11 protein-coding genes are annotated in these 10,783 nt (G+C 46.2%); 3 read left to right on the top strand and 8 right to left on the bottom strand.

The window, feature by feature from the left end; genetic code table 11:
* Positions 1–133 precede the first annotated feature (133 nt).
* From RCO25_RS33715 to RCO25_RS33695, 5 genes are all read right to left on the bottom strand, one after another.
* Entirely contained in the window at positions 134–691 is a 558-nt protein-coding gene (locus RCO25_RS33715) for a hypothetical protein (RefSeq protein WP_309000423.1), read from the bottom strand.
* A 36-nt stretch (positions 692–727) separates the two neighbouring features.
* Positions 728–1,957 (bottom strand): S-layer homology domain-containing protein, encoded by a 1,230-nt coding sequence (locus tag RCO25_RS33710; RefSeq protein WP_309000422.1) that lies wholly within the window; start codon positions 1,955–1,957, stop codon positions 728–730.
* Between the two features lie 115 nt (positions 1,958–2,072).
* Positions 2,073–3,500, bottom strand: a complete 1,428-nt coding sequence (locus RCO25_RS33705; RefSeq protein ID WP_309000421.1) for a DEAD/DEAH box helicase — start codon at positions 3,498–3,500, stop codon at positions 2,073–2,075.
* Positions 3,501–3,526: 26 nt separating this feature from the next.
* A complete protein-coding gene (locus tag RCO25_RS33700) occupies positions 3,527–4,300 on the bottom strand; it encodes an SDR family NAD(P)-dependent oxidoreductase (RefSeq protein WP_309000420.1) in 774 nt (257 codons plus the stop codon).
* Positions 4,301–4,377: 77 nt separating this feature from the next.
* On the bottom strand, positions 4,378–4,839 hold the full coding sequence (locus RCO25_RS33695; RefSeq protein ID WP_309000419.1) for a chemotaxis protein CheX: 462 nt from the start codon (positions 4,837–4,839) through the stop codon (positions 4,378–4,380).
* Between the two features lie 168 nt (positions 4,840–5,007).
* Here RCO25_RS33695 and RCO25_RS33690 point away from each other — a divergent pair, with 168 nt between their 5' ends.
* Positions 5,008–6,018 (top strand): zinc dependent phospholipase C family protein, encoded by a 1,011-nt coding sequence (locus RCO25_RS33690; RefSeq protein ID WP_309000418.1) that lies wholly within the window; start codon positions 5,008–5,010, stop codon positions 6,016–6,018.
* A 56-nt stretch (positions 6,019–6,074) separates the two neighbouring features.
* Here the strand turns inward: RCO25_RS33690 and RCO25_RS33685 are convergent, their stop codons facing one another.
* The gene (locus tag RCO25_RS33685) at positions 6,075–7,073 is read right to left on the bottom strand and encodes an HRDC domain-containing protein (protein ID WP_309000417.1); all 999 of its coding nucleotides are present in this window, start codon (positions 7,071–7,073) and stop codon (positions 6,075–6,077) included.
* Between the two features lie 238 nt (positions 7,074–7,311).
* On the opposite strand from RCO25_RS33685, the gene RCO25_RS33680 reads away from it, so the two are divergent.
* Positions 7,312–7,608, top strand: a complete 297-nt coding sequence (locus RCO25_RS33680) for a DUF3055 domain-containing protein (protein ID WP_309000416.1) — start codon at positions 7,312–7,314, stop codon at positions 7,606–7,608.
* Between the two features lie 59 nt (positions 7,609–7,667).
* Entirely contained in the window at positions 7,668–7,946 is a 279-nt protein-coding gene (locus RCO25_RS33675; protein WP_309000415.1) for a hypothetical protein, read from the top strand.
* Positions 7,947–8,091: 145 nt separating this feature from the next.
* On the opposite strand, the gene RCO25_RS33670 is transcribed toward RCO25_RS33675, so the two are convergent.
* Together RCO25_RS33670 and RCO25_RS33665 are read right to left on the bottom strand one after the other, a co-directional pair.
* On the bottom strand, positions 8,092–9,447 hold the full coding sequence (locus RCO25_RS33670) for a dicarboxylate/amino acid:cation symporter (RefSeq protein WP_309000414.1): 1,356 nt from the start codon (positions 9,445–9,447) through the stop codon (positions 8,092–8,094).
* 236 nt (positions 9,448–9,683) lie between these two features.
* Positions 9,684–10,475, bottom strand: a complete 792-nt coding sequence (locus tag RCO25_RS33665; protein WP_309000413.1) for an alpha/beta hydrolase family protein — start codon at positions 10,473–10,475, stop codon at positions 9,684–9,686.
* Positions 10,476–10,783: the final 308 nt, after the last annotated feature.

Here is a 10,783-nt window from a genome sequence, read left to right as displayed (position 1 = left end):
GTGATTACTTTCCACTTCTCGCTGTGATATCGATTCATTCCAAGAAAATTATACCATAAAACAGTAGATCTAATGTCGGGTGATTAAGGCGGCTTTAGCCGCCCTTCACCCGAAGCACCCTACATCCCCATAGCTAAAGCAAGGGGGTTTTCGGCGCTAAATTATAAACGAATAGAAAAGGAGCTTCGATTTTTTTGGCGGAAATCGTTATATCTGCCCCGTCACTATCTTTTGCAGGGTAGCTGACGCTTTCTGATCCCGGGAGCAACTCGTTAAGATTAGTTAAATATTTATTGATCACATCGACATATTTATACGCATATGGATTGCTGCTATCGGCAATTTCGAACTGATTGCCGTCTAGCTTTGTATCGAATTTATAGATCGTATCCACACCGTATTCTTTCGCTACTTGATTGATAAAGCCTATATTCGCTTGCGTGCTTTCACTCCATGCCCCTCCGAATAAGACAACATAATTGCCCTTGCTTTCAAAAAGATTAACAAGCTCCTCGTAATTCAAGGTCTGAAACACGTGATTCTCATTATTCAAGTGCTCATAAACCTTGTTTAAATAATCAAATGGCTCTGTACCGCTATTTACTAAAGCGTCCGCTGGGCTGTCGTTTTTGTCGGAATTAAGAATGCCGCGGTTAATAGCTAGGTTCATGGATAGAAAAAAAGGCATCACCGCAATGGATGATACCTCTTTCTCTTACGTATTTATTTATTTGATTTCAATTGTTTTTGCCGTTCCGTTTTCGCCCTTAACCTGTACGAGCTGACCAGGCTTCAACAGCGATGCATCACCGGTAATTGCAACATTAGCATCCACGTTAAAAGTAAGCATAACCGTTTGCGAGTTTTCAACACGCGAAATCGAGAGCGTTACAAGCTTCGCTTGTGCGTTGAACGTTAGCGTATTAAGTATTCCAAGCTCCGAGAAGGCTGTTACTACGGGAGCTGACTTCGTAACTTCGATGAATACGACTTTATTTTGATAAGTGCGCACTAGAACCTCATCACCGGCACGCAGGGCGCTCAGTGGAGCTTTCTTATCATCGCGGAAAATAAATACGTTCGAATCAATGGCCAAGGAAGCTTCTGTGTTATCCGCTTTAACCACAGTCAGCTTGCCGTCAGCAGGAGCTGCTTTCAGCTTGCCTGTAATGGCTTGCGCATCTTGATCCGGCATTTCCGTATCCGTACGGTCCAGAAGAGCGGCTAGCTCAGCGCGGGTAACGGGTTGGTTCGGACGGAATGTTTTTCCGTGTTTATCGTTGTAGCCCGTAATAATCCCTTTCTGAAGAGCGAGCGCAACATAACCAACTGAGCCGGCCGGAATTTCTTTCGCATCCTTGAAATCGAGCTTCGTATTGTTGAGAGCTTTCGCTTCGTCTTCCAATTTAAGCGCTTTTACAAGAAGGATCGTAGACCATAGTCTTGTCGCATTTGCCTCTGGTTTTACTTCTGTTTCCGTTTCGGAGAACAAATCGTTTTCCAGCGCGACGGCTACGTAACCGACAGCCCATGGATACTTTTTCTCGATTTTTTCAGCGTCTTTGAATTGCAGATCCGTATTCATTTCCGCAGATGATTCCGCTTGTGCGCGAAGTCCCATCAATCTGACTGCAGCCGTTAGCGTCTCAATGCGGCTAATTTTTTGATGCGGCTTGAATGTGCCATCCTCATACCCTGTAAATACACCCTTCGACGCGAGTCGCATAATGTATTCCATTGCCCATTTCAAGTCATCCTCATCTTCAAATTGCCAAGTTACTTTATACTTATCATCATCTTTATCATGCTTGTCCTCTTGTCGGTCATTATTATCGTCACGACCGCCATCATGCCCTCTGTCTCTACCGCCATCTGCAAAAGCTGACGTCGCTCCGCCTGCAAGCATTAGAAGCGCAAGCGAGGAAATTGCTGTCTTTTTCAACATTGTGTTTTTCATTAAGAAAGCCACACTCCTTATTCGATTGCGGGTTTTGCCGCATTTTTCACCTTCGCCCATACGTTTCGGGAGAGGCGGATCGATTTGAGAGGGTGGCTTTCAAAATTATTTTATTTTATTGTTCTTTCTCGGTCTCACGCTTCGCTTTCAGCCATTTCGGCGCGCCCTTGTTTTTGCCCTCGCGCTTTCGCTCCACCTTCTTGGGAGCAGGCTTCGGTGCTGCCTTCTCCGTTGTTCTCGGCTTCGGTACGGCACTGGTCGATTTCACGTCAACAAGCTTCGTTTCCTTCGCAACTGCCGGCGGTTCCTTCCGTTCCAGAGAGCGCTTCGCTTGGGCTGCTTCTGAGCGCTCGGCCAGTTTCGCCTCATGCCTAGCAGCAAACGGACGTGTTGCTTCTTTAAGTTCTTCCTCCGTAAGCAGCTTGCCCCGGAACATAGTCCGCTCTGACAAATCAATGCCGAGCTGCTTGCGGAACTTCTCCATAATAAACAGCTCCTGCGGCATCACAATCGATATGACCGTCCCTGGTCGTCCCATACGGCCGGTGCGACCAGCACGATGTACGTAGTGATCCGCGTCCGCAGCAGGATCAAGCTGGATAACGAGCGGCAAGCCTTCAATATCTAATCCGCGTGCAGCAACATCCGTTGCAAGCAGCAGCTGGCAGCGTCCCTCACGAAAACGTGTCAGCGTTGCTGCTCTTCGCTGCTTATCCGCATCTCCGTATAGAGCTTCAACCGTGAAGCCCTCATAGCTCAGCTTCGATTCCCAGTTCGAGATATTGTCGGTATCATTAAGGAACAACAGTGCGGACGACGGGTTCAGCAATCGAACAAGCCGCCTTGCCGTATCCGTCTTGTCCCGTTTATCGCTGACAACAAAATAATTATCGATCGTTTGGGATACCCGGTGCTCAGGCGTAATTTGAATGCGTTCCGGGTTTTTCATCCAACGACCTTCGAATCGCGCCATTTGATCAGGATAAGTCGCCGAGAAGAAAGCGATTTGACGCCCCTTACCCATGCCATGCAGCAGGATCTCGACCTCTTTTGTCGAGCCTAGCTGAAATACCTGATCCGCTTCATCTACCACGACGTTATTTACATCGTTCAGCTTCAGCTTGCGCAGCTTGAGCAGCTCATGCATACGGCCCGGCGTACCGATGACAAGCTGCGGGCGCAGCTTCAGCTTCTCTACTTGACGCTTTAACGCCGCTCCGCCAATCAGCTGCTGAACGCGAATATTCAATGGCTCTGCGTAAATTTCCGCAACGCGTACGATTTGCATGGCAAGCTCTTGCGTCGGCGCTAAAATAACCCCTTGTATCGCGTTCGAATACGAATTCAGCTTTTGAAGCATCGGCAGCAAATAAGCGAGTGTCTTGCCTGTACCTGTCTGAGATCTCGCCGACACGTCGCTGCCTCCAAGCAGAATCGGAATCGTCTCTGCCTGTACATCCGTTGGTTCAATAATTCCGTTTGCTGAAAGCTTGTTCTCCAGCAGCTCATTAATACCGATTTCATTCCATGTGTGCTTACTCATTCTTTAATCCTCTCTCATTTAAACCTTTATTTTCGATTTAGCATACCGCCGAAAAGCCGGTCGATGGTGCGCGGCAGCAATTGATAAAACTTTATGCCAAGTGCTGCTTTTTTCGGAAGATCTAGCTCTGCTTTCCGCCGTTCAATCAATCTAACGATTCGTTTGACCACATATTCTGGCTTCATCATAAACCAACTGACATTTTTCACGTAAGAGCCGGAAGGATCAGCAAGCGAAAAAAAAGGCGTATCAATCGGCCCTGGATTCACGGCAGACACCTGAATTCCATGATCGCGGAGCTCCATTCTTAGCGAGTTTGTAAAACCCAGCACTGCATGCTTTGTCGCTGTATAGCTGGTTGATTTCGCCGTGCCAATCTTGCCAGCTAACGAAGCGACGTTTACGATATGACCGCTCCCCCGTTTCACCATATGGGGAATGACAGCCTTCGTACAACGCACAACTCCCATGTAATTGGTATCCATCATCTGCTCAAAGCTTTCCACAGGCATGCTTGTAAAATACTCAAATTGCCCATAGCCGGCGTTATTCAGCAATACATCTATTTTACCGTATTTCGCAATGACGGCTTCTACTGTCTGCTTTACTTGTTCGTTGTCTGTGACATCCATCTGATAAAACGCGTTTTTTCCTTTTATTGCGGATGAAATCTCCTTCAGCTTCTCGATATTCCTTCCCGTCAGCACTGGAATCGCCCCATGCTCGGACAGCCTTATCGCCGTTAACGCTCCGATCCCGCTCGATGCGCCGGAGATGAAAATCACTTTATCCTTTAACATCCAACATCACCCATTTACAAGTTTACTTGATTGCTAATGCAGACGCAAAAAAAGCTCCCTAAGGAGCTATTTCTGTGCTAAGATGCGATTAAAACTTGGATGTCAAGTTCTCCGATTCCTTCCATGATTAGCGGAATCGTCAGCGCCTTTTGCGTGGTAAAGCCTGCTGATTGCGCGGATTGGATTACCTTAGGCGGCGTAATATCAACCCGTACTCCTTGGTTAAACAGCATTGTGCTGGCATTTCCGCTGATCATGTTACCGAGCTCAGAAATAGCACTCTTCACGATTTCGTCGATTTCAGAAATTACGTATCCACCCATCATCGCAGAAACCATTTTCATAGCTACTTCTTCGCTTAGCCCGAATACAATGTCTCCGTTCATCTGTCCATTGAGTCCAATTTGAATCCAAATATAGTTCTCAACAAACTTTATATCCTTAAGACCTAGTTCACCAGTCGCAGGACGTATTTGAACCACTTGCTCAATCACGATTTTTGCGGATTCAAGAAACGGGTTAATGTATTCTGCCTTCATAATGAAGATACGCTCCTTTTCGACAAAATTCGCGCTTTGTCTTGTTTAATTTATATTATACTTAATTCATTAGGACAAGTATACTATAAAAAAAATATATATACCCAAAGAACTATATTTTTTCCACGAAAACTGTAGAATGTTGTTAATGAATGGAGGTTGTTCTGCATGCCTAACGTATGGGCTCATTTCATATTTGGACAGCTTGTGCTTGAGAAGCTTGGTGAAAGCTCTCTTCTGCAAATTGAGGAGCATAAAAACATGTTTAACATGGGTTGTCAGGGACCGGACTTTTTATTTTATCATCGTTTCTTCCCTTGGCAGCGCAGCTTGGCGTTGAACCGCTTAGGTACCGAAATGCATAACCGCCATTGCGGTCCGGTGCTTATAGAAATGTTGGATGGTGTCATCGACAGGAAGACCTGCCCCAAAAGGCCTGATCCTTCTATACTATATACGCTTGGTTTTGTGCTGCATCATATTCTGGACCGCAACCTGCATCCTTATGTTTTCAGCAAATCCGGATTCCGCAAATGGGATCATCAACGATTCGAAATTATGATGGATACATTAATTGCGAGAGAGCTTTGGGGAGTCGAAACGTGGAAAACCGCTGTTTGGAAATACGTAAGCACGAATGGCAGCTTCCCGCCTCCGATTCTGGACGCATTCGAATCGATTGCTTCAACCTATTACGGGGAGCTTGCACCGCTCATTCGGCGTGAAGACTGGAACCAGGCTAATCGCGATTTCACGGCTGCGCAGCGCTTATTCCATGACCCGTTTGGCATCCGGAGAAAACTTACGTTTGGGCAAATCGAGCCTTTTGTTTTTAAGAAAGAGCCCTTGCCCTTTGATGTTTTAAATCTAGAGGAAAAGCCTTGGCTTGACCCGGTAAACGGTACAACCTTTCATCATGAGAGCGTCTGGACCTTATGGGAGCAAGCTCTGGAGGACGGAATGGAAGTCTTGAACGCCATCCTTGTATGGATGCGGGCGCATGAAGGTCCACAGCTTACGAAGGAGGACCGTTCTCATGTACGTCTGCTGCGCGAGCAGGCTGTTGACTTAATTGGCAACCATTCGTATGAAACAGGCCTCCCCTGCGACTCAGGAGCGGCTATCCGTTTCGCTGACACGGTATGGCCTGACCAAAGCGGCATTACGAAGTCTCCTTAATTCAAGGAAGGAGGCTTCGTAAATGACACAGACCGCCTCAAAATTCGTTCGCTGCCTTAAACCGCCTTACTTGTCATACTTCTACGGAACCGCAGCCTGATAAGCCGCAGACGTTCATATAACACATCGACTGGCTTACTAAGCTGCGAAGCCTCTGAAGTCCCGTATACCTGCTGCAGCACGGGCTTCAAGTATTTGTCGCCAACCAGCGTCAGCGCATCCCAGACGAGCTGCAGCTCTTCCTCTGGTACTTCGTTTAGCTCCCTGGTAATCAGTGACTCCATATCGTAGCCCTCTTGCTCAAGCTGCTCGATACGATCCATCAGCTCACGTCTTGAGAGCTCCAGCTCAGCCCCAAGCTGCTCTAGAGAGCCGCCCTGCTGTATCGTTGTCAAAATATGCTTTTTGGCTAATTGACGGTCCATCTGCGATTTATATTTCGTTTCCTTCTGTTTGTACAACCACTGCGTGTAAATTCCGGAGTCTAGCTTCTCGACCACCCATTGCAGCGGAAATTCTGTCTCCCGGTCAGCCTCTTCTGTTATCGCTAGTACTTCCATACCATAGGACGCATGCTTAGTGCTGCCCCATCCTGGAATTTGTGTCAGCTCTTCCGCCGACTTCGGAACAAATGCGCTAATCATCCACAACATGCGGTTAGTTGCAACAAGATAAGCCGAGCGCTTCTCCGAAACCGCTTTCGCACGTCGCCATTCACGAAGTTTTTGGAAGAGATCCGGATTAGCGTGAAGCTCGCCATAGCACTGCAGCATGGCTACGAAGCTGCCTGTAGAAGCCCTGCGGTCATCCAGCATGCCGTCGATAATCGGCGTATAGCCTTCTCCCATCACCCTTGCAATGCCATGCCTGAAAGCTACGATCATATCCTCCCATGACGTGCCTTCGAACCAAGTTTGCGGATCTCCGGTTTCCGCTTCCCCTTCTACCCACATCACAGACCAAATACCTTGACGTTCACAAATAGACAACTGTGCGCTAATGACATTTTGATCCTCACCAAGCTTCTCAAACGTGTTCAAGAATACGATTTGCATGTTGACCTCAATCCTCCAATAAATATGAATTAGCGAACGAATTGAACGAGAAGGCAACCATTCCGGAAACAGACCGACCTGCCGGAAACAAAAAAAAGCACCTCCTTTGCCTACGGCAAAGGAGGTGCTTCCTCACGTTCAATGATTCGATTGGTTTCATGCTATCATAATGATTTCTTTATTACAAGCATTTTGTTATTGTATAATGAGTTTATTAATGGAGTGGAGGCTATACCTTATGCTGTTGCCTGATTTTGATTTTATGTCCGATTCAACGGAGGAAACTTCAACCCGATATGTCACGTTCATTGGTCCTAGCTTAAAGCGCTTCGATCTTGCGATTACATCTACAAGCCGCTTCTATGGCAAGAAGCTCATTACTGATCTCCAATTCGGAAAAACCGCTATCATCGGCCCTGATGATCTTGAAGAGGAAGGTTATCTTGAATTTACGTTTAAGCTAACCGAAGAAGAAGCGTCCGAGCTTGCTCAATTCTTATACTTTGTTGTGGGAACGGTGCATTTTACCGATTAATCAGGGTACACTGAAATGGTAATATGGTAATACCATACCATTTTGGGAGGAGTCTGCTGATGGATCGATTTATGGAAGAAAATCGCCAGCCATATACAGATGTATCGACAGTTGAATCGCAGCGTAACGACCTGATTCCGGAGGAGTTTCCGGATGGCCCGTACGGCTCTGACCTGCGGATGGAATCCCTAGGCAAGAGCACGCCTTGGCGAATTGACCAGCGGCCACCTAACAGCTTCAACTATGAGAATCGAGCGCTTCATGCCGGAATGTCTCGCGATTATCCCGGAGAAGACGATTATGACCATGCGTTTCCTGAAGTACACGACGAGCCATAAAGTAACATAGCCCTTGCTGTCACGCTCAATTTCGTGCATAGTCGAGGGCTTTTTTATGGGGGTTGTTTTATTTCGCGGCAGCTTTGAATAAAAAATAAAAGGCCGTCAACAGCCTATGCTGATGACGGTCTTTTTACATTTTGCTTTACGCAGGATTAAGCTCAAGATCATCTTCATCGCCGCGATCAAAAGCTTCGCGATCGAATTCACCTTCAGAATTGGCAACAAGCAGCGCCGTTACCGTCGTTCCTGTTGCATTTACAGCCGTACGGCCCATATCGATCAAAGATTCAACCGCAACGACTAGCGCAATACCATCAAGCGGAAGGCCAACCGCTGTAAGTACTACCGTTGTTGAGATCGAAGCCGGTCCTGGTACGCCTGCCACACCAATCGAAGAGATTACACTTACCAAAACGATTAGTACATAATCCGTTGCCGTAAGCGTAATTCCGTATACTTCGGAAACGAAAACCGTTACAATGGCAGGCCATATGCCGCCGCAGCCGTTAAAGTTCATCGTCGCTCCAAGCGGAGCTACGAAGCTGGCGATCTTCGGCGATACGCGAAGGCGTTTCGTAATTACCTCCAGATTAATAGGAAGCGTAGCAAAGCTGCTTCGTGTCGTGAACGCTACAGCGACCGTTGGATAAGCTTTTCTAAAAAACTTCAACGGATTAACCTTCGCTACGAAGGTTACCAAACCGCCGAATACGAATACGAAATGAAGTAGGAGAGCGATATAGCTTACAGCAATTAGCATTGCTAGCGGCTCAAGCGTTTCCCAGCCGTATTTGGCTGCCATAACCGCAATTAGCGCATAAACTCCGTATGGCGTGAAACGAAGAACAAACTTAACCACTTGATGCATAATTACCGTTGCGGATTGAATAAAAGCTTTGAAAGGCTGTACAGAATCCGGGTTTTTCGCTCCTACCTTAACGATAGCGACAGCAATGAATAGGGCGAAAATAAGGATTGGCACGACTTTCCCCTCCGCAGCATCGCTGATCGGGTTGGAAGGCACTTGATCCAATATCACCTGGAAAAAGCTTGGCACTTCGCGTGCTTCGAAATTTTCAGGTGTCGTTAATGCAAATCCAGCACCTGGACTAATAGCCGATGCAACAAGTAGTCCGATGATAGAAGCTACGCCTGTTGTAGCTAAAAACCAAGCGATTGTCTTCACGCTAAGCTTGCGTAAAAACTCAATGTTCGTAATCGATATAATACTGTTTATGACTAGTACAAAAACAAGCGGAATAACAATCATTCGAATGAGGTTTATATAAATCGAACCGATTGTGCCTACGCCTTCCGTATCCAGCTCAAAATTATTAAAAATAATACCTGCCACTAAGCCCAGTCCAAGGGCTACTAAAACCCGCGTTCCGAAGCCTACCCGTTTTTTGGCCATAAAATAAAGGCCGCCAAGAAGTATTGCTGATACAATCAAGGTGATCCAGTTGTTTTCAATTGCTGTCAATAAATTATTTTCCATAATACAACAATCTCCCTCTCTGTTAAAATTCTATGATGTTCAGCACAAATTAACTTTTAAATTAATAATACATAATTCCGATAAGATTACTGCGCTTTACGTAAAACAATATATCATCGGTGTTTCATTTATGTCAATATGATTTTTCCATGGCTAAATCTTAGAAAAAAAGAAGAGACGCGTCACAACCTGGCCTAAACCGGTCGCTCCGCATCTCTATGTAACTTAGAAGATAATCAATACACTTTTTCCAGAAAATTCACCGTAGCTTGGAGAGCTTCTGACAAGTATAGCGTAGCTCCCTCATAAGGATGCAGAACGCCAAACACATGATCCGCTCCTTCAATCGTAACAAAGGTTTGTTCCGGATTCGTTTGCTTCAGCCTTTGGTTCACGGCAAGCAACCGCTCGTTATCGGCGCTTCCTTGTACAATTAACGCCGGCTGCCTCAATGATTTGAATTGTGTCAGCACGTCAAACCGTTCTCTATTCGCCTCAGCATCCTCCGATACGAGCTGCTGGAGCCTCGTCACATTTTGCTCATCAGTTCCTCTGGCTGGCGTTGAGCCGCCATTCCATACGACCACGGCTCTCACATTCTCGGGCTGCTCCGCTGCCAGAATGAGACTGCTGCTTCCTGCCCTACTGTGCCCGATAATCGCAATTCGGTTGGCATCCGCTTCATGGCTTAGCGGAAGCAAGCCTTGCTTCACATGCTGAATGATCACATCAAGATCTACAAGTTCTTGCGAGACCGTGCTCGCTTCTGCCACACGTTCCTCAGCAAGTCCGGCTTCTTTGGCAGTTACACGAGAAAAGTCAAAACTGATTGCATAAAAGCCTTTCTCAGCTAAGCTGTCCGTTACCTCGGGCCAAAATGCCCAATCCTGAAAGCCTCTATAGCCATGCGCAATAATCACTACGGGTCTCGCCGCCTCTCCCTCCAGTGTTTTTACTCTGCCCTTCAAAATGAACTGCTCGTTTAAATTAATCTCAAAAGGCTGTGACAAAATCGTTCTCTCGGTCATATTCACCACTCCTTAATAAAGAATAAAAAAATGGAGGCAATCCTTTGGAAAAAGGACACCTCCGTTTTTACGGTCGCATGTTTTGCTTTTTAATTTATTAACTTAATACAATAATACTCATAGACTTACTTGGTTATTTTTGAATAATAACAATCCTGCCTAGTTTTGTCAATGAAGAAGAGTTAGATTGTGTTGTTCTTCTGTGATAATGTCATCCCATAACTGTTCTGAGATAATGTCACTATGGGACAGGAGACAATTACATTGAGCAGAGAAGAAATGAAGAAGGTACTTGTGGTGGGGAAAAT

Source organism: Paenibacillus sp. LHD-38, from assembly GCF_031157315.1.
In the GTDB taxonomy this organism is placed as follows: domain Bacteria; phylum Bacillota; class Bacilli; order Paenibacillales; family Paenibacillaceae; genus Pristimantibacillus.
Note: the sequence above shows the minus strand (reverse complement) of the source record. Positions and strands in the feature narration are given on the sequence as shown.

What these genes read in the sequence shown, in the direction of transcription:
- RCO25_RS33680 (WP_309000416.1), top strand. Translation starts at nt 7,312, where the DNA reads ATGCTGTTGCCTGATTTTGATTTTATGTCCGATTCAACGGAGGAAACT.
- RCO25_RS33675 (WP_309000415.1), top strand. Translation starts at nt 7,668, where the DNA reads ATGGATCGATTTATGGAAGAAAATCGCCAGCCATATACAGATGTATCG.
- RCO25_RS33700 (WP_309000420.1), bottom strand. Translation starts at nt 4,300, where the DNA reads ATGTTAAAGGATAAAGTGATTTTCATCTCCGGCGCATCGAGCGGGATC.
- RCO25_RS33695 (WP_309000419.1), bottom strand. Translation starts at nt 4,839, where the DNA reads ATGAAGGCAGAATACATTAACCCGTTTCTTGAATCCGCAAAAATCGTG.
- RCO25_RS33710 (WP_309000422.1), bottom strand. Translation starts at nt 1,957, where the DNA reads ATGAAAAACACAATGTTGAAAAAGACAGCAATTTCCTCGCTTGCGCTT.
- RCO25_RS33705 (WP_309000421.1), bottom strand. Translation starts at nt 3,500, where the DNA reads ATGAGTAAGCACACATGGAATGAAATCGGTATTAATGAGCTGCTGGAG.
- RCO25_RS33670 (WP_309000414.1), bottom strand. Translation starts at nt 9,447, where the DNA reads ATGGAAAATAATTTATTGACAGCAATTGAAAACAACTGGATCACCTTG.
- RCO25_RS33690 (WP_309000418.1), top strand. Translation starts at nt 5,008, where the DNA reads ATGCCTAACGTATGGGCTCATTTCATATTTGGACAGCTTGTGCTTGAG.
- RCO25_RS33685 (WP_309000417.1), bottom strand. Translation starts at nt 7,073, where the DNA reads ATGCAAATCGTATTCTTGAACACGTTTGAGAAGCTTGGTGAGGATCAA.
- RCO25_RS33665 (WP_309000413.1), bottom strand. Translation starts at nt 10,475, where the DNA reads ATGACCGAGAGAACGATTTTGTCACAGCCTTTTGAGATTAATTTAAAC.